Source organism: Streptomyces sp. NPDC001604 (assembly GCF_042893475.1).
GTDB lineage: Bacteria > Actinomycetota > Actinomycetes > Streptomycetales > Streptomycetaceae > Streptomyces.
The window spans coordinates 415156-439639 of record NZ_JBIAUY010000002.1; the positions used below are offsets into that span (position 1 = coordinate 415156).

Annotated in this window: 26 protein-coding genes and 1 pseudogene; 16 read left to right on the forward strand and 11 right to left on the reverse strand. The window is 70.7% G+C overall.

Annotated features, from left to right (window positions below; all coding sequences use genetic code 11):
- Positions 1–33 precede the first annotated feature (33 nt).
- Entirely contained in the window at positions 34–1881 is a 1848-nt protein-coding gene (locus ACFY1E_RS07090) for a glycoside hydrolase family 15 protein (RefSeq protein WP_389072417.1), read from the reverse strand.
- A 267-nt stretch (positions 1882–2148) separates the two neighbouring features.
- On the opposite strand from ACFY1E_RS07090, the gene ACFY1E_RS07095 reads away from it, so the two are divergent.
- The 4 genes from ACFY1E_RS07095 to ACFY1E_RS07110 all read left to right on the forward strand — a co-directional run bounded on the left by ACFY1E_RS07095 (position 2149) and on the right by ACFY1E_RS07110 (position 4432).
- Positions 2149–2358, forward strand: coding sequence for a hypothetical protein (locus ACFY1E_RS07095; RefSeq protein ID WP_115906926.1), 210 nt, complete (start codon positions 2149–2151; stop codon positions 2356–2358).
- Between the two features lie 279 nt (positions 2359–2637).
- Positions 2638–3300 (forward strand): HdeD family acid-resistance protein, encoded by a 663-nt coding sequence (locus tag ACFY1E_RS07100; protein ID WP_389072419.1) that lies wholly within the window; start codon positions 2638–2640, stop codon positions 3298–3300.
- 184 nt (positions 3301–3484) lie between these two features.
- Positions 3485–3952 (forward strand): SHOCT domain-containing protein, encoded by a 468-nt coding sequence (locus ACFY1E_RS07105; RefSeq protein ID WP_389072422.1) that lies wholly within the window; start codon positions 3485–3487, stop codon positions 3950–3952.
- Between the two features lie 33 nt (positions 3953–3985).
- Positions 3986–4432, forward strand: a complete 447-nt coding sequence (locus tag ACFY1E_RS07110) for a hypothetical protein (RefSeq protein WP_389072424.1) — start codon at positions 3986–3988, stop codon at positions 4430–4432.
- 15 nt (positions 4433–4447) lie between these two features.
- On the opposite strand, the gene ACFY1E_RS07115 is transcribed toward ACFY1E_RS07110, so the two are convergent.
- Both ACFY1E_RS07115 and ACFY1E_RS07120 read right to left on the reverse strand, forming a co-directional pair.
- Entirely contained in the window at positions 4448–5161 is a 714-nt protein-coding gene (locus ACFY1E_RS07115) for a TetR/AcrR family transcriptional regulator C-terminal domain-containing protein (RefSeq protein WP_389072427.1), read from the reverse strand.
- A gap of 51 nt (positions 5162–5212) precedes the next feature.
- The gene (locus ACFY1E_RS07120) at positions 5213–6829 is read right to left on the reverse strand and encodes a gamma-glutamyltransferase family protein (protein WP_389072429.1); all 1617 of its coding nucleotides are present in this window, start codon (positions 6827–6829) and stop codon (positions 5213–5215) included.
- Positions 6830–7013: 184 nt separating this feature from the next.
- Between ACFY1E_RS07120 and ACFY1E_RS07125 the strand changes: the two genes are divergently transcribed.
- The 3 genes from ACFY1E_RS07125 to ACFY1E_RS07135 are packed head-to-tail and all read left to right on the forward strand — an operon-like array spanning position 7014 to position 9619.
- Complete coding sequence (locus ACFY1E_RS07125) at positions 7014–7889, forward strand: ABC transporter substrate-binding protein (protein ID WP_389072432.1); 876 nt, start codon at positions 7014–7016, stop codon at positions 7887–7889.
- 31 nt (positions 7890–7920) lie between these two features.
- Positions 7921–8766: an amino acid ABC transporter permease gene (locus tag ACFY1E_RS07130; protein WP_389072434.1), complete on the forward strand. Its 846-nt coding sequence runs from the start codon at positions 7921–7923 to the stop codon at positions 8764–8766.
- A gap of 1 nt (position 8767) precedes the next feature.
- Complete coding sequence (locus tag ACFY1E_RS07135; protein WP_389072437.1) at positions 8768–9619, forward strand: amino acid ABC transporter ATP-binding protein; 852 nt, start codon at positions 8768–8770, stop codon at positions 9617–9619.
- Between the two features lie 62 nt (positions 9620–9681).
- On the opposite strand, the gene ACFY1E_RS07140 is transcribed toward ACFY1E_RS07135, so the two are convergent.
- Entirely contained in the window at positions 9682–10611 is a 930-nt protein-coding gene (locus tag ACFY1E_RS07140) for a serine/threonine-protein kinase (protein WP_389072439.1), read from the reverse strand.
- A 124-nt stretch (positions 10612–10735) separates the two neighbouring features.
- Between ACFY1E_RS07140 and ACFY1E_RS07145 the strand changes: the two genes are divergently transcribed.
- The 5 genes and pseudogenes from ACFY1E_RS07145 to ACFY1E_RS07165 form a co-directional block, all read left to right on the forward strand.
- Entirely contained in the window at positions 10736–11281 is a 546-nt protein-coding gene (locus tag ACFY1E_RS07145) for an RNA polymerase sigma factor (RefSeq protein WP_389072442.1), read from the forward strand.
- Positions 11282–11343: 62 nt separating this feature from the next.
- Positions 11344–12093 carry a hypothetical protein gene (locus ACFY1E_RS07150; RefSeq protein ID WP_389072444.1) on the forward strand — a complete coding sequence of 250 codons (750 nt, stop codon included), beginning with the start codon at positions 11344–11346 and terminating at the stop codon, positions 12091–12093.
- A gap of 137 nt (positions 12094–12230) precedes the next feature.
- Positions 12231–12914 carry a hypothetical protein gene (locus ACFY1E_RS07155; protein WP_389072446.1) on the forward strand — a complete coding sequence of 228 codons (684 nt, stop codon included), beginning with the start codon at positions 12231–12233 and terminating at the stop codon, positions 12912–12914.
- Positions 12915–13189: 275 nt separating this feature from the next.
- Positions 13190–13393 (forward strand): cold-shock protein, encoded by a 204-nt coding sequence (locus ACFY1E_RS07160; RefSeq protein WP_028799214.1) that lies wholly within the window; start codon positions 13190–13192, stop codon positions 13391–13393.
- A 180-nt stretch (positions 13394–13573) separates the two neighbouring features.
- Positions 13574–13887: pseudogene (locus ACFY1E_RS07165) on the forward strand (ATP-dependent helicase); the annotation flags it as partial.
- 91 nt (positions 13888–13978) lie between these two features.
- Here ACFY1E_RS07165 and ACFY1E_RS07170 read toward each other — a convergent pair.
- The gene (locus tag ACFY1E_RS07170; protein WP_389072448.1) at positions 13979–14353 is read right to left on the reverse strand and encodes a hypothetical protein; all 375 of its coding nucleotides are present in this window, start codon (positions 14351–14353) and stop codon (positions 13979–13981) included.
- 639 nt (positions 14354–14992) lie between these two features.
- On the opposite strand from ACFY1E_RS07170, the gene ACFY1E_RS07175 reads away from it, so the two are divergent.
- Complete coding sequence (locus tag ACFY1E_RS07175; protein ID WP_389072450.1) at positions 14993–15343, forward strand: MerR family transcriptional regulator; 351 nt, start codon at positions 14993–14995, stop codon at positions 15341–15343.
- A 354-nt stretch (positions 15344–15697) separates the two neighbouring features.
- Here the strand turns inward: ACFY1E_RS07175 and ACFY1E_RS07180 are convergent, their stop codons facing one another.
- Together ACFY1E_RS07180 and ACFY1E_RS07185 are read right to left on the reverse strand one after the other, a co-directional pair.
- Positions 15698–15829 (reverse strand): hypothetical protein, encoded by a 132-nt coding sequence (locus tag ACFY1E_RS07180; protein WP_389072453.1) that lies wholly within the window; start codon positions 15827–15829, stop codon positions 15698–15700.
- A gap of 58 nt (positions 15830–15887) precedes the next feature.
- On the reverse strand, positions 15888–16649 hold the full coding sequence (locus tag ACFY1E_RS07185; protein WP_389072455.1) for a DUF4232 domain-containing protein: 762 nt from the start codon (positions 16647–16649) through the stop codon (positions 15888–15890).
- Between the two features lie 290 nt (positions 16650–16939).
- Between ACFY1E_RS07185 and ACFY1E_RS07190 the strand changes: the two genes are divergently transcribed.
- Both ACFY1E_RS07190 and ACFY1E_RS07195 read left to right on the forward strand, forming a co-directional pair.
- A complete protein-coding gene (locus tag ACFY1E_RS07190; RefSeq protein ID WP_389072457.1) occupies positions 16940–18127 on the forward strand; it encodes a macrolide family glycosyltransferase in 1188 nt (395 codons plus the stop codon).
- A gap of 243 nt (positions 18128–18370) precedes the next feature.
- Positions 18371–19555 carry a type III polyketide synthase gene (locus ACFY1E_RS07195; RefSeq protein WP_389072459.1) on the forward strand — a complete coding sequence of 395 codons (1185 nt, stop codon included), beginning with the start codon at positions 18371–18373 and terminating at the stop codon, positions 19553–19555.
- Positions 19556–19570: 15 nt separating this feature from the next.
- Here ACFY1E_RS07195 and ACFY1E_RS07200 read toward each other — a convergent pair whose 3' ends face one another.
- The 4 genes from ACFY1E_RS07200 to ACFY1E_RS07215 form a co-directional block, all read right to left on the reverse strand.
- A complete protein-coding gene (locus tag ACFY1E_RS07200; protein ID WP_389072462.1) occupies positions 19571–21730 on the reverse strand; it encodes a SpoIIE family protein phosphatase in 2160 nt (719 codons plus the stop codon).
- 226 nt (positions 21731–21956) lie between these two features.
- Positions 21957–22145, reverse strand: a complete 189-nt coding sequence (locus tag ACFY1E_RS07205; protein ID WP_389072464.1) for a hypothetical protein — start codon at positions 22143–22145, stop codon at positions 21957–21959.
- 16 nt (positions 22146–22161) lie between these two features.
- Positions 22162–23031 (reverse strand): alpha/beta fold hydrolase, encoded by an 870-nt coding sequence (locus tag ACFY1E_RS07210; RefSeq protein WP_389072467.1) that lies wholly within the window; start codon positions 23029–23031, stop codon positions 22162–22164.
- 28 nt (positions 23032–23059) lie between these two features.
- Complete coding sequence (locus ACFY1E_RS07215) at positions 23060–23761, reverse strand: SDR family oxidoreductase (protein ID WP_389072469.1); 702 nt, start codon at positions 23759–23761, stop codon at positions 23060–23062.
- Positions 23762–23883: 122 nt separating this feature from the next.
- On the opposite strand from ACFY1E_RS07215, the gene ACFY1E_RS07220 reads away from it, so the two are divergent.
- The gene (locus tag ACFY1E_RS07220; RefSeq protein ID WP_389072472.1) at positions 23884–24453 is read left to right on the forward strand and encodes a TetR/AcrR family transcriptional regulator; all 570 of its coding nucleotides are present in this window, start codon (positions 23884–23886) and stop codon (positions 24451–24453) included.
- Positions 24454–24484: the final 31 nt, after the last annotated feature.

A 24484-nucleotide genomic window follows, 5' to 3' on the forward strand; every position in this document is an offset into this window, starting at 1 on the left:
GCGCTCCCTCGCGTCGTGTCGTACGCCGGGCGGTCAGCGGGCCGCGCCTTCTTCCCGGTCGAGTTCCTCGTCGAGCGCGATCGCGGCGTCGATGAGGGACAGGTGGGTGAACGCCTGGGGGAAGTTGCCGAGTTGCTCGCCGGACGGCCCGATCTCCTCGGCGAAGAGACCGACGTGGTTGGCGTAGGTGAGCATCTTGTCGAAGGCGTAGCGGGCCTGGTGGATGCGGCCGGACTTGGCGAGTGCCTCGACGTAGAGGAAGCTGCACAGGTTGAAGGTGCCTTCGGAGCCCAGCAGCCCGTCGGGGGAGGCGGCCGGGTCGTAGCGGTAGACGAGGCTGTCGCTGACGAGTTCCTCGTCCATGGCGTCGAGGGTGGTCAGCCAGTCGGGGTCGGTCGGGGCGAGGAATCCGACCCGGGGCATGAGCAGCAGGGAGGCGTCGAGGACGTCCGTGTCGTAGTGCTGGACGAAGGCGTGGCGCTTCTCGCTCCAGCCGCGGTCCACGATCTGGTGGAACACGGTGTCACGGGCGGCCAGCCAGCGGCCGATGTCGACGGGGCGTGAGTGGGCGGTGGCCAGCTTGATGCCGCGGTCGAAGGCCACCCAGGTCATGAGTCGGCTGTAGGTGAAGTCATGGCGGCCTCCGCGGGTCTCCCAGATGCCCTCGTCGGGACGGTCCCAGTGGTCGGCCAGCCAGTCCAGAAGGCCGCCGAAGGCCTTCCAGCCCCGGATGCCGCCGATGTCCCCGGCCTGCGCGAGGGCGTAGGCGGCCTCGCCGTAGATGTCGAGCTGGATCTGGTCGGCGGCCGCGTTCCCGGCCCTGACCGGTGCGGAACGGCGGTACCCCTCCAGGTGGTCGAGGACCTCCTCGCTCAGGTGGGGTTCGCCGTCGATGCGGTACATGATCTGGAGCGGTTCGCCGGAGGTGGTCGTGCCAGCGTCGAGGCGTTCGCGCAGCCAGCGGCGGAAGGCGCCCGCCTCGTCGGTGAAACCGAGGTCGATCAGTGCGCGGACGGAGAGCGAGGCGTCCCGGATCCAGGTGTAGCGGTAGTCCCAGTTGCGTTCGCCGCCGATCTGCTCGGGCAGGCCCATCGTGGCGGCGGCGATCGGGGCGCCGGTGGGGGCGTAGGTGAGGAGTTTGAGGGTGATCGCGGAGCGTACGACCATCTCGTGCCAGCGGCCGCGGTAGCGGCAGGAGCGCAGCCAGGTCAGCCAGAACGCGCGGCAGGCGTCGAAGGCCGCGGCGATCGCCTCGGCGTCGGGAGCCGGGCCGCCGGGCCGCCCGCTGCGGGAGGCCGCGTCGCCGCTCTCGCTGGTGAGGACGATCGCTGCCAGGTCACCGGCGTGCAGGGTGAAGCGGGCGGTGACATCACTGCCGTCCGGGTGGAGGTCGACCGGGGCGGTGGCCTGCAGATGCAGGTCCGTGTCGGGGCCGTGGAAGACGAGGGACCCGTCGTCGAGGCGGTCCAGGGAGTGCTCGGCTCGGCCGTAGTCGAAGCGCGGCCGGCAGATCAGCTCGAACGGCAGGCTGCCGCGCACCACACGGGCCACCCGGACCAGGCGGTGCCGGGCGGAGGGGGTCGTCGACGGGTCCGGCTCCATGAAGTCGAGGACCTCGCCGACGCCGTCCGGGGCCATGTAGCGGGTCACCAGGACCGCGGTGTCGGCAAGGTAGAGCTGGCGGACGGTGACCTCGTCCCCGGGGTCGGCGGCCAGCCGGCAGTGACCGCCGCGGTCGCTGTCGAGCAGGGAGGCGAACACGCTGGGAGAGTCGAACCTCGGGGTGCACCACCAGTCGACGGTGCCGTCGGCGGCGATCAGCGCCGCGGTCTGCAGGTCGCCCACCAGCCCGTGATCGGCGATCGGAGGGTAGTCGTCCATGGCTTCTCCTCGCGTGTACGGCACGAGCCTCTCCACCGCGGCTCGACCCGGTACCGCAGGCCCGGGAGACCGGGCGCTCCCTGAGCGCACGCCCGGCCGGCGTGTCCCAGGGGCCCGGTCCGCGCCGTCGGATACCACACGAGATCACATATGCAGCAGACGGCGGGTCACCTGTACCGGGTGAGGTCCGGCCAGGCAGGGAGGTGGACGATCTCAGGGAAGGCGCCGTCCGCCTGCCCCCCCACGCCGTCCGCGGGAGAACTGCCCATGCGCTACGAGATTCGCGTCGAGGGACACATGTCGGAAACGCTCACCAAGGCCTTTCCGGAGCTGGGCCACGTGGTGATGTCCGGCCAGACGGTCCTGTTCGGCCCCGTCGTGGACGAAGGGCACCTCTACGGACTGCTGGCCCGCTTCCAGTCGCTGGGACTGCGCGTCCTGGAGATGCGGCAACTGCCGGAGGACCAGGCCGACTGACAGTCCCGACACGAGAGCAGCCGGAAGGGGCGCGGGCGGGTGCCGCGCCCTGCTCGCCACCCGGCCTTTGAACGGGCTCGCGCACCGACCTCCTGCATGGGCCTCACGTGGTCCGGTGGCGCACGTCCGGTCGGTCGCCACCGTGGTGCCGTCCGATCACCCGCCGTGGGTGACCCGGCGGTCGGGTGGCACGCGGGACGCTGAGACAGCCAGGGGCTCCCCATGCACCGCCCCGTCGGCGGTCCGGGAGCGACCCGCACGATCGCGCGAGGAGGAGCCATGACCATGTCGCGTGATCCGGCGTCGCCTGCCGAACCGGAACCCCCTGCCGACGGGGCGGCCCCGCGCCCGGTGACTGATACCGCGGACGTACTGGCGCAGCTGGGCCGCTCGTGGACCTGGATCCTGGGCTCAGCGGTCGCGACGATGGTGCCGGGTGTCCTGGTGCTGGTCTGGCCGGACGAGACCCTGCACGTCCTGGCCGTCCTCATCGGCCTGCACCTGCTCGTGACCGGGGCGTTCCGGTTCGTGGCCTGCTTCGGCCGGGAGGAACGCGGCGAACGGCTCCCGGGGCTGCTGCCGGCCGTACTGTACGTCCTGGCCGGGGTGCTGTGCCTGCGGAACCCACTGCAGACCATCGCCGCACTGTCCCTGATCGTCGGCGTCGTCTGGCTGGTGTCCGGCGTTCTCACCCTCTACACGGCCATCGCCGACAAGGAGATGCCGCACCGCGGCGTCGTCCTGGGCGTCGCGCTGCTCGGCATCGTCGCGGGGATCGTGGTGCTCGCCCTGCCGGCTGAATCGGCCCGCGCCCTGACCCGGCTGCTCGGCCTGTGGCTCGTCCTGCTCGGTCTGGCCGAAGCGGCGGTCGCCCTCGCATGGCGGGCCGCGCTCCGAAGGGCACGCGGCCCGGACTCGCGCAGTCCCGCCGCGACGACCTGACAAGCGGGTGACGGGCACTGTCCCTGCTGTCGGCGGCGCTGCTGTCGCCAGGCCGGCCCTTGACCGGCCGGACCGGACCACCCGCACGCTCACCCACGGAGGGTGAGGCACGGGCCCTGGAGCGTGCACACACTGAAGCGAGCACGCAATGGAGCCGGGCGAGCGCCCGGGATGGAGGAATGACATGAGCGCGCAGACGTACCTCGCGTACGACTACCCCATGCTGAGCGTCTTCTGGAGCATGCTCCTGTTCTTCCTGTGGATCATGTGGTTCATCCTGCTCTTCCGCGTCGTCGTCGACATCTTCCGTGACGACACCATGAACGGGTGGGCGAAAGCCGGCTGGCTGGTCTTCACCGTCGTCCTGCCCTTCCTGGGCGTCTTCGTCTACGTGATCGCCCGCGGCAAGAACATGGGCCGCCGAGAGATGGCGCAGGCCCGGGCACAGCAGGACGCCTTCGACGCCCGCATCAGGGAGGCCGTGAGCGACCAGGGTCCACGCAGCAGCGTCGATGAACTCGCCAGGCTGTCCGAGATCCGCGCTCGCGGCGACATCACGGACGAGGAGTTCAGCAAGGCGAAGGAACTGGTCCTGACCGGCCACGGGCCGGCAGACGGCTCGGGCACCACCTCCTCCGCCTACGGCCGCTGACCCGCGCAGGGCGGCACGCAAAGGGGTACTAGCATGACCGCGACACACACAGGGCAGGCGGACGCGACGAAACAGGGGTGGGCCGGGGGTCTGACGGCCTTCGCGGGCGTCATGCTCATCCTCGTCGGCCTGCTCGACATCTTCCGGGGCATCATGGCCATCGCCGAGGACGACGTCTTCCTCACCACACGGAACTACGTCTTCGAGTTCGACCTGACCGGCTGGGGCTGGGTTCACCTGGCCCTGGGCGCGGTCGCCGTCGTCGTCAGCATCGGGCTGTTCCAGACCGCGACCTGGGCACGCGTCACCGGCGTGGCCATCGCCGCACTCGTCATCATCGCCAACTTCCTCTCCCTGCCGTACTACCCGGTGTGGTCCGTCGTGATGATCGCGCTCTCCGGGTTCATCATCTGGGCCCTGTGCGTGGTCCGGCGCGACGAGTCCTTCGACCCGTTCGAGCACGTACCTCACGACATGTGAAGGGCGCGCTGTCGCTCAGGTGCGGCGGGCCCCGCGCTCCGTCTTCGCCCGGACGGTGTCGATGACCGCCTGGACGGCCGTCACGAAGTTCTGGGGGTCGTCCAGGTTCACGAACCGTGGGGCGACCCGCGCGATGTTGGGGTATTTGTCGGACGGCAGTGTGCGGTAGTCCGTCTGCCAGGCTTGCAGGTCGGCGTCCCGGAGCTCCGGGGACAGCGCGGCCAGGCTCGCGTCCATGGCGCTGTAGGCCAGCACCAGGTCGGCGAAGACCCGGTAGTAGCGGGCGGCTTCGGTGTCGTCGAGACCGGCCCGGCGCATGCAGTCCAGTTTGCGCTCCACGGACCGGAACTCGTTCTCCCGCCGGGCGGTGCGCGCGGCGGCCAGGGCCCCGACCCGGGGATGGCGGAGAAACGCCTCATGGGTGTGGATCGCGATCTGCATGAGGTCGTGGGCCCAGTCGTCCGTGGGCGGTGGGGTGTTGGCCAGGGCCTCCTCGTGCAGGGCGTCGATGAGTGCGAGCAGCAGTTCGTCCTTGTTGCGGAAGTGCCGGTAGATCGCCGTCGGATGGGCGGACAGCTCACGGCCGAGGGCCTGGAACGTCAGCTTCTCCATACCGGAGGAGTCCGCGACCCGGAACGCCGCCTGGACGATCAGCTCCTGGCTCAGGGTGCCTCGGGGCAGCCGGCTCCGGCCCGCCCTCCTGGTCGTCCCGGCACTGCTCTCGGTCATGCTTCCTTCCCCACGTCGCTCGCTCCCATGGTCGCGTATCCGGCCATGCTGTCAGCCGGCGACGGCCGAACCGTCCGCGCGCGGATCGGTGGCCGCCGCCAGGTGCGGTCCGCCGTCCCCGGGGACCCGCCGGACCAACTGGCCGTGGCCCACCCCGTCGTCGTTCGCACCGAGCGGCCGGACGGTGAAGCCCGCCCTCTCGATCGTGTGGACGCCTGCGGGAGGCACGTCCGGCTCGGTGCTGACGACGCCCGCGCCGGTCGTCACCCCGGCCTCCATGGCTCCGAGGACCCAGCGTGGCACCGACACGGCGTGTTCGGGAGCGGAACCGGCGGCCAGGTGCAGGGCCATGTGGGTGTGCACCTGGGGTTGCGCGCGTCCACCCATGGCGCCGTGCGCGCCGACCAGTTCGCCCCCTTCGCGGACCAGGACCGGCATGAGCGTGTGCAGCGGCCGCTTCCCGCCGGCCAGCTGGTTGGGCGAGGCGGGGTCGAGGGAGAACGAGGCGCCCCGGTTGTGCAGGACGATCCCGGTGCCGGGGTCGAGCAGCGCGGCGCCGAAGCTGTGGAAGACGCTCTGGATCAGGGAGACCCAGGTGCCGTCCGCGTCGGCCACCACCACCGCGACGGTGTCACCGGTCGCCTTGCGCTGTGCGAGCAGGTCGACCGCCGTGCCGGCCAAGGCGTGCTCGGCGATGTGCCGCGCGTACGCGTCGGACAGCAGGTGGTCGACGGGGGCGCTGCTCCACTCCGGGTCGGCGCAGTGCCGGTCACGGTCACCGGCGGTCCAGGCGAGGACGGAGGCGACCAGGCCGGCGTCGCGGCCCAGCGGGTCGAGCGGACCGCGGACGGTGCGGGCCACGTCGAGTGCCTTGAGGCCCTGGAGGAAGTAGAGGCCCTGCGAGTTCGCACCGGCCGACAGGTACTCGACCCCGTCGTACTCCACGGCGAGCGCCGGCGAGAGCTCCACGGTGTGCGCGGCGAAATCCTCCTCCGTCATCGCGGAGCCGCCGGCCGCGAGCAGCTTCACCAGGCTCGCGCCCACCTCTCCGCCGTACATCGCCGCGGGGCCGTCCGAGGCGATCAGGGCCAGGGAGCGGGCGAGGTGGGGCTGGCGCAGCGTCTGTCCGGCCGCGAGGACCTCGCCGTCGGCGAAGAACACGCCGCGCATGCCGGGATCGCGCGCCAAGTGGCCGCTCTCGCGGGCGAGGTCGTGGGCCAGTCCGGAAGCCACGGGCACCCCCTCACGGGCGGCGGCCTCGGCGGGCGCGAGCGCCGAGGCGAGCGGACGGGTGCCCCAGGTCTCGGCGAGTACGCCCCACCCTGCGACCGCGCCGGGAACCGTCACCGGCAGGGCGCCGAGCACGGGCATCAGGTCGTACGCCGACGTCAGCGACGCCATGTCGACGGCTCGGGGCGACCGGCCGCCGGCGTTGACGAAGCGGATGTCGCCGTCCCGGGTGCCCACCAGGGCCAGCAGGTCACCGCCGACAGAGCACTGGTTGGGGTACACCACCGTCAGCATGGCGGCGGCGGCGAGCGCCGCGTCGACCGCGTTGCCGCCCCCGCGCAGCACCTCGGCCGCCACGTCGCTGGCCGCGGCGTGGGGCGTGGCGACGGCCCATGCGCCGCCCCTCGCGGCGAGCGGACGTTCGGTGAGTGCGGACATCGTTCCCTTTCCCGAGTGCGCCGGAGGCCGCCTGGGGTGCGGCCTCTTTAACCGCCGCGTTACAAGGGATTTCTTGACAGTCCAAGAGCGGCGGGCCTAGCTTCCCAGTCATAGTCAACGTTATCGACTATGGCATTGACTTACATCGCCGCGCAACAGCGCGAACTCTCAAAGGGGTTCGGAAATGGCCAGGTCGCTCTCCTTCTCCCGTAGATCGGTGCCCGTGCTGACCGGCGCCGCCGCCGCGGCCGCCCTGGCCCTCACCGGATGCTCCGCCGGCTCCGGCGGCACCGACGCCACCGCCACGAAGGCGGCAGCGGTCAAGGTGCCCGCGGGTGCGCTCGTGAAGGGCGGTCAGATCACCTACTGCTCGGACATCAGCGCGCCGCCGCTGACGTACTACGACACCGCCCAGAAGCCGGTGGGAGCGGAGATCGAACTCGGGAACGCGCTGGCCGCCGAGCTGGGAGTCCGGGCGAACTGGGCCAACACCAGCTTCAACGGGATCATCCCGGCGCTGCAGGCCAAGCAGTGCGACGCGATCATCAGCCAGCTCTACATCAAGCCGGAACGGGAGAAGGTCGTCGACTTCGTCCCGTACATGTACGCCTCCAACACCTTCGTCGTGGCCGCGAAGAACGCCAAGACCGTCCAGAGCGCGGACGACCTGTGCGGCAAGAAGGCGGCCGGGCAGACGGGCACGACCATCGTCCAGTACCTCACCGACCAGTCCGCGAAGTGCGCGGCGGCCGGGAAGCCGAAGATCGACATCCGGCAGTTCACCAAGGACAGCGACGCCCTCCAGCAACTGCGCCTCGGACTGGTGGACGCCTACGGCACGACGCTGGAGACCGCCGCGTATGTGCTGAAGCAGCAGCCGGGCACCTTCGGCCTCGTCGGCGAACCGTTCAATCGCATCAAGGTGGGAGCCGCGACCCGCAAGGACGACGCGTCCCTGCACGACGCGCTCACGAAGGCGCTGGCAGCGGTACGCAAGAGCGGCGCGTACGACACGATCCTCAAGAAGTGGAACCTGTCCGGCGACGACATCGCCCACTGATTCCGCGGCAGGCGCGCAGAGAGAAGACGACGTGACCCACGCAACCGTGCTCGCCGACGCGGGGCAGCCGGCCGGCTTCGACTGGCCGTTCTTCTGGCACTACCTGTTCTCGCCCTCCGGGGCGTTCCTCGACGGACTCTGGCGCACCGTCTACATATCGGTCATCGCCCAACTGCTCGGTGTGCTCCTCGGTTTCGCCGTCGCCCTGGCCCAGCGCAGCCGCTTTGCCCCGCTGCGCTGGGGCGGCCGTACCTATGTCTGGCTGATCCGCGGCACGCCCCTGCTCGTCCAGCTCGTCCTCGTCTACAACGGCCTCGCCGCTGCGGGCATCTACCGCTTCGCCGACATCCAGGTCGGCGGGCTCGTGCTCCTCGGCGTCGTGCAGGCGGCCACTTTGACGCTCGCCGTGAACGAGGCCGCGTACATGGCCGAGATCTTCCGAGCGGCCCTCGACGCCATCGATCCAGGGCAGGCGGAGGCGGCGCAGGCGCTGGGCATGACCCCGGCGATGACCATGCGGGTCGTACTGCTGCCGCAGGCGATCCGGATCATCGTTCCGCCGCTGGGCAACGAGTTCAACCTGATGATGAAGTCGACCTCCCTGCTGTCGGTCATCGGTCTGCAGGAGATGTTCCTGACCGCGCAGTCGATCAACTCGGCGACCTTCAAGACCTTCGAGATCTTCCTCGTCGCCGCCTGCTACTACCTCGCGCTGACGACGGTGTGGTCGTTCGTCCAGCGGTTCATCGAGCGCAGACTCGCGGATCCCGGACAGGTGATCGCCACACCCTCGCTGCGGGAACGGCTCGCCGGTGGCGGCCTGGGCCGCACCACCGGCCGCGAGGACGCCGCGCTCGTGGGCAAGGAGGCCCACTGACATGGAACCGATCACAAGGCAGGCCGGGGAACAAGAGGGTCATGGGGCCGGGGTGCCCGCCGGGTCGGCTGACGCGTCGGCGGTGATGTCGGCACGCGGGGTGGTCAAGCACTTCGGCGACGTCAGGGTGCTGAACGGTATCTCCATGGACGTCCGGGCCCGCGAGGTCGTCGTCATGGTGGGACCGTCCGGGTCCGGGAAGACCACGTTCCTGCGCTGCCTCAACCACCTGGAACGCATCGACGAGGGCGAGATCCTCGTGCACGGCCGCCCGGTCGGCTACCGGCCGCGCGGGTCCGGCTCCGGTCGGCCGCTGGAGGAGCGGCCGAAGGCGGTGGCCGAACGCCGCCGCAACATCGGTTTCGTCTTCCAGCGCTTCAACCTCTTCCCCCACCTGACCGCGCTCGACAACGTGGCCGTCGCGCCGGCCAAGGTCCTCGGCACGCCGAAGGCCGAGGCCAGGGAGCAGGCGCAGGTGCTCCTGGCGAGGGTGGGCCTCGAACACAAGGCTTCGGCGCGGCCGTCGGCACTGTCCGGCGGCCAGCAGCAGCGCGTCGCCATCGCCCGCGCCCTCGCCATGAAGCCGGAGTTGATGCTCTTCGACGAACCGACGAGCGCCCTCGACCCCGAGATGGTCGGCGAGGTCATCGCCGTGATGAAGGAACTCGTCGACGACGGCATGACGATGATCGTCGTCACGCACGAGATGGGTTTCGCCCGCTCGGCCGCGGACCGACTGGTCATGTTCGACCAGGGGTCCGTCCTGGAGGAGGGCCCCCCTGAGAAGCTCATGACCGACCCCGCCCACGAACGCACACGCGCCTTCCTGCGCCGTATCAACGAGGGCGACTGAGCATGCGCGGCGGGCGCAGTGCCCCGAAACGGGTCCGGCCGGTGCAGTGCGTCCGCTCGCCCTCAACGGAACAACCAGGTCAGCACCGTTGTCGCCAGGAACACGACGACCGCCGCAAGCCAGACCATCAGGCGGGTCGGTCCCGAGGACCCGCCCGGCGCCCACTCCTCTTCCTCCTGTGACAGCTCCCGTTTCTCCCGTGACAGGAGCGCATCCGCGAACGCCTGTGCGGTCTGCGGTCGTTCGTCAGGTTCTATGGACAGCGCAGCATGAAGCAGTGTTTCGATGCCGTCCGGAACCCCCAGCTCTCTGGGAAGGGGCGGCAACGACGACGGCGGCGCCTCCCGCGTCAGAAGGACCGTGCGACCGCCCGACCCGAACGGCTTGCGTCCGGTCAGCAGCTCGAAGGCGACGACACCGAGGGCGTACACATCGGATCGACCGTCGAACCCGCTGGTCTGGAAGGCCTGTTCGGGCGCCATGTACGCGGGAGTGCCGGTGGTCACCGTCAGCCCCGACGCGTCGGCCAGTTGCTTCGCGCTGCCGAGGTCCGCGACAAGTACGGCGGCGGGCGTGCGGCCGGTGTCGAGCAGCAGGTTCGAGGGCTTGATGTCGCGGTGGATGACGCCCGCGTCATGGAGCACCTGGACTGCGTACCCGGCCTCGGCCGCGAGCCGGAGCGCCTCCGCCGGCCCGCAGTGCCCTGTCTGCTCGGCCAGCGTGCCGCCTCGGACGTAGTCCATGACGAAGTACGGCCGGTCGTCCTGGACGCCGACGTCGTGCACGCGCACCACGCGTGGGCTGGAGATCCTGCGGAGCAGCCTCGCCTCCGCCAGGAAGCGCTGTCGTACATCGGCGTTCGACGCCCAGTTGTCGGCCAGCACCTTGACCGCGACGTCGGTGTCGAGCTCGGGGTCGTATGCCTTCCAGACGGTGGCGAACGAACCGGCTCCCAGCCTGTCCTCGAGGAGATAACGACCTAGCTTCTGCATGTGGCAACATTTTTCCGGGGCGAGGTGGCGGAGAGAGACATGACCGACCGTGGCCGGCCGTGGTCGGGGGCTTCCGTGCGACCCAGTGGGGGTCCAGGTCGGACGATAGCGGGGGGACAGCAGGGTGCTCGAGGAGGATGAGCTGACGCGGCTCGTGGCGTCTGCCCAGGCAGGTGACCGGGCGTCCCTGGACCGCCTCCTCGTCAGGCTTCGGCCCACCGTCATGCGCCGCTGCTCGCGGTTCCTTCCGCACCATGCCGACGCCGAAGAGGCCGCGCAGGACGCCCTGTTCTCCATCAGCACGCATCTGCACGAGTACAGCGGGCGGGGTTCGTTCCTCGGCTGGGTGACCGTGATCGCCTCGAACGCCGCCAGGGCGACGTATCGCTCGATGCGCCGGCGCGCGGAGGACAGTCATGCGGTCGTTCCCGACGGTGTCGACCCTCGGACGACGAGCGTCATCGCGGGGACCCGTCTGGACCTCATGGAGTCGCTGGCCGCACTGGAGGAGCGGCACCCGGCCCTGGTGGAGTCCTTCGTGCTCCGCGATCTCGGCGACCTGACCTACCTTCAGGTCGCCGAGATCACCGGCGCCCCTTTGGGCACGGTCAAGGACCGCATCCATCAGGCTCGTCGCTTCATGCGGGACCGCCTCGGCGGTGGCTTCTGAGACGCCCCGGCTCCCCGCTCCCACCTGGCATCGGCTCGACCGCGGGCCGGGAGGGTGCTGCCGTGCGGCATCGGACCATCGTCGTCATCCTGGCGGTAGCGGTCGGACTCGGCCTGCTGACCGGCCGGTTCGTGCTGCCCGCGCCCTCCGCCGAGGGAACGCCGACGACGGGGCCGGGCGCTGCGGCGTCCTCGCCGGGCAGCGGCTCTCCGGCTCCGAGGCCCGCGAGCGGGCCCATGACGAGCCAACACCTGTTGACAGCGGCCGAGTTCAGGAAAGTCGGTCTCTCCCAGCGAATCTACGTGCGGGACCGCGTCGGAGACGGCAACTACGCCAACGCGACCTGCACCGGCGAGAAGACCCTCGGCGAGACCCTGGGAGCGTACGGCGCCCACTTCCGCGGATTGGTGACGAACAAGAAGGCGGGGACCGACGGCGACCCCACCCAGGCCGGGAACATCGACGATCAGGTCGCACGCGAAGTCGCCGACGACGCCGGAAGCCGGGCACTGGCCCAGAACTACGCCGAACGCCTGCTGCTGGAGGAGGTGCCGTGCCAGAGCGAACCGGCCACGCACTGGGTCTACGGGCCGACGCACACGGTTGACGTCGCCGCGGACATCACCGCGAGCTGGATGGGTGTCTACAGCGGCGATCTGAACACCACAGGGACCGCTCCACGGGGCAAGGAGCCGTGTGGAGGCGTCGCCGTACTCCGCAACGGCTCGCACTACGGGATCCTGGAGGTCGATGCCTGCCTGGGCTCGGCTGCCATGACGCGGATCGTCCGTGCGGCCGTGACACGGCTCTGAGACCACCCCCCACTCCTTGATGGAAGTGACATGGATCACATCCATCACGGCAGATCACCATCCAACATCTCCCGTACCGCCGGCATCTCCCAGACGTACGACGACGCCAACCGCGTCGTGACCAGACAGGAGATGAGATGTTCGACAACCAGGCAGCCCGCAGGAAGTTCGCGCGTCGCGGCCGTACCGCGGGAGCAGCCGCCGCCGTCGGTGCCGCCCTGATAGCGGTCGGCATCGGCGCTTTTCCCGCCGCCGGAGCGGACACGAGTTCCGCGAGCCGTTCGGCAACCGCGCCTGCCGGACCCGGCCTCGGCTCCGCCGCCCTGCTGCAGAGTGACGACTTCTTCCAGCAGGGCCTGGCCCCGGTCCGCGCGACGGTGGACCTGACCGGGAAGCAGGCTCTCTCGGCATGCTCCGGCGAGGAGACGATGCGAGAGCTGACCAGGGGGAAGGCCGCCGCCTATGCCGACGTGACCTGGACCTTCGACATCAAGGGCACCTCACTGACCGAATCCGCCGCGGACGGTTCCACCGACACGTCGGCGGCCTCGTACGCGAAGCAGCTCGACAAGCTGGTGCGCGGCTGCCAGGACGAGCCGCAAGGCCACTGGTACTACGGCAAGGGGCACACGTTCACCGTCAAGGCGGGCGCGGGCAGTTGGTACCCGGCCTTCAACGGCGACGGCAAGGTCGCCGGCGGCGTTGCCGTGATCCGCAGCGGCCACAGGTTCGGCATCGTGGAACTCGCCGGTCAGCCCAGCGACGACCCCGGCTACATGGCAGGCATCGCCGCCGCTGCCGCCAACCGGCTGGCGGACTGATCCGGTTCCGGGCGGTTCGGGGCGGTTCCGGGAGCTGTTCGAGCTGCTGAATATCTGTACCCGTGAAATGAGAAATAGCTGCGGGGTACGGCGAATATTCCTCGACCGCCCGGCGGAGCGGAATTCTCCGCCACGCAAGGCCGATCGCATCGTGCTACTGTCGAACTCAGTTGCAGGTGTGGTTGCCAGAAGGTTTTTCCGACGGCTGATCATCACGGCGACACGGAATGCGCACAGGGCGTATTCCCGTACACCGCCTCCGAAGGAGAAACAACATGGCTACTGGCACTGTGAAGTGGTTCAACGCGGAAAAGGGCTTCGGCTTCATCGAGCAGGACGGCGGCGGCGCCGACGTCTTCGCCCACTACTCGAACATCGCCACCCAGGGCTTCCGCGAGCTGCTGGAGGGCCAGAAGGTGTCGTTCGACATCGCGCAGGGCCAGAAGGGCCCGACGGCGGAGAACATCGTTCCCGCCTGACGCACCGGCACTGACGCATACTTCGCAGCTGGGGCCGCACCTTGGGGTGCGGCCCCAGCTCGCTTCATTCCCAGGGTGATTCGGCCCCTGTAGTTTTTCGCCCCGCTCTCGCGATTCTCTGTGCCGCTCATTGTGCTGCGGAAATTCCTTGATACGCGCCCGCATCGAGGAAGGTTCCGCATGAACCGCACTCATGCCACCCGCGCACGCAGCAATCGCACATACGACCGTTCCGGCGTTCCGGAAACCGACAGCCGGCGGGGTGCGAGTTCGCCCTGCCCCACTCCCTGGCCGGGCCGTGACGCACTCGGCCGCGGCCGCACCGAGCCTGGCAAGCCCCTCGCCTTCGGCCTCGCCGTACCGGCCCGTACGCGTCGGCCGCCGGCCTGAGGCTCGTCCCCACGCGTGAGCCGGCCCAGCAGGTCACCGACGCGCTCGCTCCGTACGCCCGCTCCGTGAGCCTGAGGCTCGCCACCGTCGTCGGCGGAATGCCGTCCCGGGACCGCAAGGGCCGACCCGTCGGCGCGACGGGGCGCCGCAGGGCACGGCGGCTGCCACCGAGGCCGGGGGGGCGGGGACCGCGTCTCACCGGTCGAAGTGGACGAGATCCCCTACGGTCCATGCGCTGACGTCCTTGATCGCGACCCGGTACATGCCGCCCGTCTCCGGGATCCCGAGACTGCCCTGCAGGATCCGGGCGAGATGAAAGTGCAGATGCGTGGGCGCCTCGCCGCCACCGGACCGATTCCCTCCCGGCGGGCGGGCGAAGACGTCCGAGAACGGGCCGAGACGGTCCGAGTCCTTCAGGACCTCCGCCACCCGCTCCCTCCACACGGCCTCGGGAGCCAGCCGGCCGGTGATGACGGCGCCGCCGACGACCACGGTCAGCGACATCTGATTGCTCCGCTCGGACTCCACAGCGGCGGAGATGGCGACGAGCAGCTCATCAGGGTTCGACATGACAGCAAAGCTTATGCGGCCCACCCGTACCCGAAACCCCCGTGGGGCTGAAGTGGTTGCGCGCGCGACCGGCAGGCGGCCTCCGCCGACGGGCGCGGGCCGGCCACGGTCGGATTCCTCCTCCACCAGACGAGTGAAATCTTCTCTCGCTGGAGTAGATTTTCGTTCCTGACGTGGGTACGCTTCTTCTCGTAGACACGGTCGACGAGATCCGCCAGACACGAACTGGCGGGTGGATGAAGACGAAGTACGCAGGTCAGTGCGGCTCTCGAGCCTCGAAGCCAGAGAGTTCCCAGAACGGTGACGGGACTGAGAGCCGCACTGGGCGGCTCGCACGACAAGGAGCCGCCAACAGCAGTACCAGTTCCATCAGTGGTTGGTTCAAAGAGGAACGGAGGAGCAGACGCCATCAGGATCGCCCGGCCCGAGAAGCACTCGGCCCGGGTACCGCAAGACCCCGGAATGGATGGTGGTCCCCGGTCAAGCAGCTGCGATCCCCCCGCACCCCCCTCTGCCGGGCCGGTAGCGGACACAGAAGGTCGGCACAGCAGTAGGGCCGACAGATGGTGTTGAATTTCCTTCGGGGCCCTGGTGCCGTACGGCGCCAGGGCCCCTCGACGCGTTGCACAGCGAGGTGACATGACATCGGACAACCCCCTGAATGATCGTCTGGACGACGACGACTATCCCGCGTACACGATGGGCCGGGCAGCCGAGATGCTCGGCGCGACGCCGGCCTTCCTCCGAGCCCTCGGTGAGGCTCGTCTGATCACTCCCCTCCGCTCGGAGGGAGGACACCGCCGGTACTCCCGCTACCAACTGCGGATCGCCGCGCGCGCCCGGGAGCTCGTCGACAAGGGGACTCCGATCGACGCCGCATGCCGCATCGTCATCCTCGAGGACCAGCTCGAGGAAGCGCAGCGCATCAACGCCGAGTACCGCCGTGCCGCCGACGAAGCGGCGGGCCGTGCCGGCTCCGGCTCCGCCTGAACACGCGGGCGCGTGCGGCATCCGGGAGGTGCGGGAGGCCGTCGGGGAGTACCCGGAACGCCTCGTAACGGCCCCCAACGGGCGGACGGCCCGCCACCGTTGTCACGCCCTTGCCGGCGGGCACCAGAAAGAGCGCGTCCTCCCAGTGCGTCATGGCCTGCCCGTACGGGAGGGGCCGCCCCGGCTTCGGTGACCTGGAGCTCGATCTCCCCGGCGCGCAGCGGACCGTAGGGGTCCGAGATCTGCACCTGCCGTATCTGCACGTCCAGCCCCCGGGTGCACCGCGATCCCGCGGTGGCGGCCCTCGCCCGCACGGGGAGGGAGCCGCCCGGCGTCCGCTGTGCCACGCGCCACTCAGACCGCGTGGCCGCGGCGGAGGACCCCCGCCTCCTCCGCCAGGCGGCTCGTGCTGCCCATGACGACGACCTGGAAGGCCGCGCCGACGTAGGCGGTGACGAAGCGGGTGATCCTGCGGGTGCTGCGCATGGTGGGTTGCCTGCCTTCCGGGTCGGTGGATGCGGTTCGCCGAACGGGCGCTCAGGTGTCACCAGTTGATGGCGTCGCCCATCTCCTGCTGCCAGTACGTGACCTTGATCGAGTCGTCGACGTAGACGCCCTTCGCGGGCAGCGGCGGGTGGGCGGCGGCGCCGACGCTCCCGCTCATGGAGCGAGGGGAGAAGTAGACCGCCAGGGACTTCGCGGTGTGACCGCCCTCGCTGCTGCCGTCGGTGGCGGACAGGCTGATGGCCGCGTACCCGGACTGGCCCGGCTCGAGCGTGACGACCGCCTGCGGCTGCGAGTCCTTGATGACCGGCGGCACGGCCTGCGCCCCGGTGAACCGGACGGCCGGGTAGCCGTAGAGGAAGCAGGTCCTGCTGCCGGTGTTGGTCACCGTGAGCAGCATGTGGTTCACGGGGCGGGTCAGCGGGGCCGCGACCGTCCTGGTGTTGGAGCCCTCGCAGGTGACCGGCGCGCCGGGCGCCTTCGACGCGTAGGTGCCGCCGGCGGCCTTCGAACCGGTGGTGGACCCGGTGGTGGACTTGCCGCCGGAGGAGCCCGTCGTACCCGTGGAGCCCGTCGTGCCCGTGGCGTTGGAGGCCGTACCCGTGGAGCCGGTCGTGCCCGTGGAGTTGGAGGCCGTGCCCGACGAAGTCGCGCCGGACGAAGGGCTCGTGGAGGTCGTCGACGCTGCGCCCTCGTCGTGGGCGCCCGTGCCGTTGTTGCAGGCGGTCAGGGAGAGCGCGGCGAGAACGGCGGTTGCGGCGGTGGCTGCGAGACGGGTGCGGGAGGTACGGAGACCGGACATGTTGCTGTGCCCCTCAGGTGTTCGGGTGGTGGTGCTGATCGGATGACCGAAGCTTGCGAGGCGGTCCGTCCCAACCGCCACGCCCAGCGGGCTGTTGGGGACGCTGGAACGCCGGAACGCCACCTGACCTGGGAGAACACAGTCACCCTGGAACGGGCGAATGGGATGCGGGGCTGTGCGGAACGGCTGCGGGGGCAACGGCGCTGTGCGGTTCGGGGTGAGGAGCGCGTTGCTCGGGCGGGCTTCTCGGCGTTGCTGTGTCGTAGCCCTCTATCCAAGGAAGTCCGGACATGCACCGTTCTGCTCATATCGCCATGGTCGGTACGCCTCTGGTCGGGCATGTGCTGCCCAGTCTGGAGATCATCCGTGAGCTTGTGGCGCGCGGTCATCGCGTGACGTACGCCAACGCCGGCCCCTTCGCCGAGCTGGTCGCCTCCACCGGCGCCGAGCCGATCGACGTCACGTCCACTCTCCCGGTCGCCGGCCACGACTGGCCGCGGGATCCCATCGCATCCGCCTCCCGCTTCCTCGACGAGGCGATGAGCGTGCTGCCTCAGCTGCACGCCGTGTACGACGACGCTCCCGCCGATCTCTATCTCTACGACGTCGGCGCGTACGCGGGCCGTGCGCTGGCCGAGGCGCAGGGCCGCAGCGTCGTCCAACTGGCCGCGGGGCATGTGGCCTGGGAGGGTGCTCAGGAGGAGATCGGCGCGGCGTACGACCGGCTGCCCGGAGGCCCCGCCTACCGGGCGCGGTTCGCGGACTGGCTGGCCCGGTGCGGTGCGGTGACCACGAACATGGAGGAGTTCACCGGCCGTCCGAAGCGGGTGCTGGCCATGATCCCGCGCGCCATGCAGCCGCTTGCGGAACGTGTCGACGCCGAGGCGGTGACGTTCGTCGGCCCGTGCGTCGGCGCCGAGCGGGAGCAGGACGGCTGGACCCGGCCGGCCGGGGCGAAGAAGGTGCTGCTGGTGTCGCTGGCCGGCTCGGCGTACCACGCGGCACGGGAGATCTACCACCAGTGCGCGGCCGCGTTCACGGATCTCCCGGGCTGGCATGTGGTGCTGCAGACGGGCAATGCCGACGATCTGGGCGAGCGGATTCCCCGTAACTTCGAAGTGCGGCCGTGGGCCTCGCCGTTGACCGTTCTCGAGCAGGCGGACGTGTGGGTGACGCACACCGGGATGGACAGCAGCAGCCAGGGCCTGTGCAGCGGAGTGCCGATGATCGCGGTGCCGAACGGTCCCGGCCAGTCCCTGTACGCCGACCGGCTCGTCGAACTGGGCGTCGCCCGCCGGGTCGACGCCGCGGACATCACGGCGGCGGCACTCCGTACCGCGCTGATGGAACTGATCGGTGATCCCCAGGTCGCCGCGCGCTCGGCATGGCTGTGGTCCGAGGTCCGCGCCGAGGGCGGCACCCGCCGCGCCGCCGATCTGATCGAAGAGCAGTTGGCCGGTGACAGGGTGAGCTGTTGACGCGACGGATGAACACAAAGGGGACAAATCACCCCACATGTGCGCCGTCTCACGCACACCAATAACCAGCCAAGTTGTCCAGATCACAGCGTAAATGCCCATTTGGCGTCCATCCTCGAAGCGGCTCAAGAAGCCCGAAGTGGAGCGAAACGCCATTTACTTGGACACAAAGCGCCCAAGTGGCCCATGACTCGGTGTTCGTGGCGTTCCGCCTCGCCCCCTCCCCCGGAGAAAGGTGCCACCATGGCCGCTTACCTGTGCCCGCCTGCCGTGATACACGGCGAACACACCGTGCAGACCAGCCAGATCGTGGCGGAGGTGCGCGATCGCCACCCGGACGCGGCGTGGGCGCCGCGCATCGACGGCATCGCGGCCAGTACGGGCATCGAATCCCGCGGCTGGATGCTGCCGTTGGAGGCCGCCGTCGCACCCGGCGGCGGGGGCGGCCTGCCGGCTGCCGGCATCGGCCCGGCCCGGGAGGCGCTGGCCGGTGACGGGTTCACCGAGCAGGACGTCGACCGTGTGATCGCCGCCCTGGAGGCGATACCCGCGCCGCAGACCGTTCAGGAGCGCACCGCGCCGGCCTGGGCGGCCGTGCAGTCCTGCGGGGAGCGTGCGGCGCGCGGGGCCCTGCAGATCGCGGGCCTGGACACCATGGACGTCGACTGTCTGATCACCAGTCACTCCACCACCCCGGCGCTGCCGGGGCTGGACGTCTCCCTCGCCAACAAGCTCCCGCTCCGGGACGACGTGCTGCTGCTGCCGGCCACGCAGTGGGCCTGCATAGCCGGGACCCGTTCGCTGGCGCTGGCGGCGGATCTCGTGGCCGCGGACCCCGACCGGGTGGTCCTGGTGGTGATCGCGGAGGCGCTGAGCACGACGTACCAGCCCGCCGACGACACGCTGGAGTCCCTGATCGTCCGGCTGCTGTTCGCGGACACCGCGGTCGCCGCGGTGGTCACGGGCCGCCCCAGGCCCGAGTCGGCGCTGCGGCTGGACGCCTCCTGGAACCACACCCTGCCCGGCACCCAGGACCTGCACCGCCTGGAGACCCGCGAGGACGGCACCCACTTCGTGATGGACCGGCGCGGGCCGCGGGCCGTGCAGGAGACGGTCACCGCGATGTGGGAGTGGCTGCGCCTGCGCTACCAGGACGACCCCGACTCCTGGCACCCCGATGTGCTGCTCGCGCACCCGGGCGGGACGCGCGTGCTGGAGTACATGGAGCAGACGATGCCCGACGGGTGGCCGTCGGGGCTGCTGGACTACAGCCGGGACAGCTACACCACCGGCAACCGCGGAGGCGCCGCCGTGTTCGACATCATGCGCAGGGCCTACGACGCCGGGCAGGAACCGGGCAGTCGTGCCGTCCTGTACGCGGCGGCCCCGGGCCTGACGGCCACCGCCCTGGAAGGCGAGTGGCTGTAAGCCGGGAAGGCTCAGTCACCTCTCGACCGAGGCCCAGACCACCTTGCCGTTGTCCGTCCAGCGCACACCCCACCGGCTGGTGAGGCCGTGCACGACGTGCAGGCCCCGACCGCTGTCGTCGAGGAGCCCGCCCCGGCCCAGCCGCGGCCGGCCGTTGCCGGTGTCGCCCACCTCGCACAGCAGTCCGTGGCCGGTCCTGATCAGCCGTACCGTGAGGGGTCCGCCGGCGAAGCGGACCGCGTTGGCGACGAGTTCGTCGACCACCAGCAGCACCCTGTCCTGGGTCTCGTCCCTGATGCGCCACTGCCTCAGCAGTGCGGAGACCAGCGCCCGGGCCCGGGCGGCCGCGTCGACCCGGGCGGGCAGCCGCCAGGTCGCGGTGTCCCCCTTGCGGTAGCCGATCATGCGCGCGAGCAGCAGGGTCACGTCGTCGCGCCGGTGCGCCGGCGCGAGTGCGGAGACCAGGTGCCGGGCGGCCTGCTGCAGGCCGTCCCAGGGGTGCACCGTGGACACGGCGTCCGCCAGCCTGCTGATGCCCTCGTCGATCGACAGTGCAGGATCCTCCACCAGGCCGTCGGTGTAGAGGGCGAGCAGTGAGCCCGGGGGTGCGGCGAAGGCGTGCACCTGGTACGGCTCCCGCAGCGCGAACTCGGCGCCCAGCCCGGGATGGGTTCGCACGGCGACCGGGCCGGCTGGTCCGCCCGGGGGCATCAGGATCGGGGGGAGATGGCCGGCGCTGGCCAGGGCCACGTGGTGGCTGACCGGGTCGTAGACCGCGATGCAGCAGGTCGAGCCGAGGGCGCTGTAGCCGGCCGCCAGCCCGGACTCCGCGTCGTCCAGCAGTGACACCGTCTCGTCCAGGTGCTCCAGCACCTCGTCGGGCGCCAGGCCCGCGGACAGCAGCGCGCGGGCCTCCATGCTGAGCTGTCCCATGGTCGCGGCGGCTCCCAGGCCGTGCCCGACGACGTCACCGACCACCAGCGCCGTACGGCCGTCCGGCAGCGGAAAGCTGTTCACCCAGTCACCGCCGACGCCCGCGCTGTCGGGGGTGGCGGGCTGGTAGACGCTGGCGGTCTCGATGGTGTCGCCGCCGGACCGGGGCAGCAGCCGGCGCTGCAGTGCCAGCACCTGGGTGTGCTCGCGCTGGTGCTGACGGGCCAGGTCGACGTGGTGGGAGGTCCTGGCCACCAGCTCCTGGAGGTCGAGCAGCTCGCTGTCCTCGAAGGGGCGGTCCGCCCGCCGCCAGACCTCCGCCACCCCCAGGACGACGGGCGGCGTGCCGTCCAGGACGAGCGGTACGCATGCCACGGCCGCCGCCTCGTCGCCGGGCACCAGGGCACGGACCAGCCGCGGGCTGCCGAGCACCCGCTCGATCGCTCTCCGGTCGGGTATGACGAGGGCCTGCGCGGCGTCGTCACGCCGTATCGCCTGGGCCAGCAGGCGGCTCGCATCGCCGGGAAGGTCCTCGCCCGGGGTCAGATAGCCGTCGGGCCAGGCCCGGTCCGGCACCAGGGCCGCCCGCCGCAGCCGGATGCGGTCCTGCGGCCGCCCCGTGACCACCTCGCCCGTCCATACGGCGAAGTCGAGGTCGATGGCGGTCACGTCTCCCCAGGCCAGCAGGGACTGCGCCAGTGACTGTGCGGTCTCGCCGATGTCCAGGGAGGTGCCGATCGCGGTCTCGGCGGCGTACAGGTGCAGCCTCCTGGCCATGGCGATCAGGGAGACGGTCAGGCCCTCCTGGGGCGCAGCGGCGGCCAGGATGCTCATCGAGACCACCAGCTCCGAACCGTCGCCGCGCCGCAGCCGCTGGACCCGGGCGACGTGCGGCTCACCGGTCTCGAGGACCTGCCGCAGCCGCCGGGTGACCGTCGGTACGTCCCAGGGCGGCAGCAGATCCACGAAGGGTTTCCCGGTCACGGCCTTCACCCCCGCGAAGACGGGGGCGTCCAGATTGCAGCGGGTGATTCTCAGGTCCCGGTCCAGGCTGACCGCGCCGAGGATCTGCTCCGGGCGGCCGGGGGCCGGCTCGGCGGCTGCGCGTGGGCGGGCGGCGCTGTCGTCCTGCTGATCGGCGGAACCGCCGGCCGCCGCTCCCTCGCCCGGCATGTACCGCGCCAAAGCGCCGCTGACCATGTCGAACGGCGACGCGGACGAAGGGGAGGGGGTGGAGTCCATGCGGCTCTCTCAGCTCGCTCGCCGGCCCCGGCACAGCGCCGGGGTCGTATCAGAACCCGGGCGACAGGGCCCCGAGATTCCTGACCGCACAGCTCATTCAATACCACCCGGGGCCGCTTCGCCCACACCAGCGGATCACCCGCCGGGGGTGGATGCGGCCGGCGACCGGCGTTCATCGGCAGCCGTCGCCTGCGCGCCGGTGCGCCGCCGGGTCGCCAGCGGTGCGTCAGGCGGAGGTGTCCGGGTCTGCCCGGCCCGAAACGTCGCCGTCCTTCGTCGGCGGCGTCACCGGGGCCGGTGTGCGGCGGCACCGGCGGACGAGGCCCGCTCCGATCACGCCTGCGGTGATCACTCCGCCCGTCACCGGGGCGCCGCGGGCGCCGGCCACTTCCATGAGGAGGCCGAGCGCGCGCACAACAGTTCCGGGGCGGTCAGTCCGCCCCGTTCAGCAGGCCGGCCAGTACGTCGGGCCGTTCCAGGGCGATGAAGTGGCCGGCCTTCGGCACCTGCGTGAACCCGGCGGCCGGCAGGAGCCGCCGGTTGGCCTCCCGGTCCGAGGGCCGGGACCAGTCCTTCTCGCCGTAGACGAGGTGGACGGGCGCCTTGACCTCCGGATAGCGCGAGCGGGCCGCGATGAGGCTGGGCAGGGCCTGGTACACGGCGCGGGCGACGGTCGGGTAGCCGGGGCGGGTGCCCACCCGGAGGAGTTCGTCGACGTAGTCCTCGCGCAGTGCGGTCCTGTCGCCGAGGCCGCCCCGGAGGATCTTGCGGAGGACGGGCCTGGGTTCGACCCCGGCGATCACCGGACCCACTCCGGGCGCGAGGACCCCGCCGACCACCACACGGGCGAGGAGGCCGGACCGGGCGATCCCGCCGCGGAAGTCGTACGCGTTCACCGCGACGACCCGCCGGACCCGCTCCGGGAGATCGGCGGCCGTGGTCAGGGCGAGTACCGCCCCCATGGACTCCCCGACCGACGTCACGTCGTTCAGGTCGAGTTCGGTGAGCAGTCGCTTGACCCCCGCGCGCATCGCCGGCTCGTCGTACGACGCACCCGGCACGATCTCGGAGTGGCCCATCCCCGGCAGGTCGAGGGCGTACACGGTGTACCGGCCGGCGATCAGCGGGACGAGGTGGCGGAAGTGCTCGGCCTGGGTGCGCACGGTGTGCAGCAGGACCACGGGCGCACCGCTGCCCGCCTTGAGGTAGTGCAGCTGTCCCTCACGGTCGCTGCGAGGGGGGATCGTGTGGCTGGTGGTCCCCGGGAGGTGGATCGTGGGGCCTGACTCCTGGGCGGGCATCTCACCGACTCCTCGTATGGGAAAGGGCTTACTTCGCCAGCTGGGCGTACAGCCCCGGCAGGTCTCCCGCCAGACCCGCCTTGACCTGCCGCGAGATGTCGTCGGCGAGCACCTCGTACGCGTCCGTCTCGACGCCGTCGAGGGCGAGTCGGGCGACGTCACGGGGGTCGGACTTGGGTGCGTCGACGTCCGCCGCGAGGTCCGTGTCCACGTAACCCACGTGCAGTCCGGTGACGCCGATGCCGCGTGGCAGAAGCTCCAGGCGCAGGGAGTTGGTCTGCGACCACAGGGCGGCCTTGGAGGCGCTGTAGGAGCCGCCGAGGGCCAGCCAGGAGAGCACGGAGTGCACGTTCAGGATGTGGCCGCCGCCGTTGCGCTCGATGACCGGCACGAAGGCCCGGGCGACCAGGAGCGGGCCGTAGAAGTTGGTCTCGAACTCCCGGCGTACGTCGTCCACCGGGGAGCCGAGGAAGGACGCGCCGACCGCGGCACCGGCGTTGTTGATCAGCACGGTGACGTCCTGGGCCTGTGCGGCGGCCGCCGCCACGGAGGCCGGGTCGGTGACCTCCAGCGCCACCGGGACCGCGTCGGGGTGCGTCACGCCGCGCGGATCGCGGGCCGTGGCGTAGACCTTGCCGGCACCACGCTCGTACAGCTGTTCCACCAGCGCCTTGCCTATGCCACGGTTGCCGCCGGTGACGAAGACGTTCGCGCCCTTCAATGCGGTCATGACTTCCTCCGGAGAATGTGAAACCGATCGGTTTCCACCCACCGTAAACCGATCGGTTTCCAAGTACAAGCACCGGAAACCGATCAGTTTTCATGCCGTCGGAATCGAGCTAACCTCGCAGGATGACCACCGAGGCGAAGCAAAGCGCCCGAGAGCGGCTGCTCGAGGCGGCGGCCGCGCTCACCTACCGAGAGGGTGTCGGTATCGGCGTGGACGCCCTGTGCAAGGCGGCGGGGGTGTCGAAGCGCTCCATGTACCAGCTGTTCGAGAGCAAGGACGAACTGCTGGCGGCGAGCCTGGAGCAGCGCGCGGCCGCCTACGCGGCGACGCTCCTGCCCGCGCCGGACGACGACCGTCCGCCCCGGGAGCGGATCCTGCACGTCTTCGAGCGGGTGGAGTCGGAGTCGGACGCGCCCGAGTTCCGGGGCTGCCGTTATCTGGCCGTCCAGATCGAGCTCAAGGATCAGAGCCACCCCGCCAGCCGGGTCGCTCACCGGGTCAAGGAGAACCTGACCGGCTTCTTCCGCACCGAGGCCGAACAGGGCGGGGCGAGCGATCCCGATCTGCTGGCCCGTCAGCTCAGCCTGGTGTTCGACGGCGCCAGCGCCCGCGCGGGCATCGGCGCGGACACACTGCCGGGGCTCGTCGCACCCACGGTGACCACCCTGCTCGACGCGGCGGGCATGCACTGACACCTCGCCCGCGTCGTACCACGTGATCGTG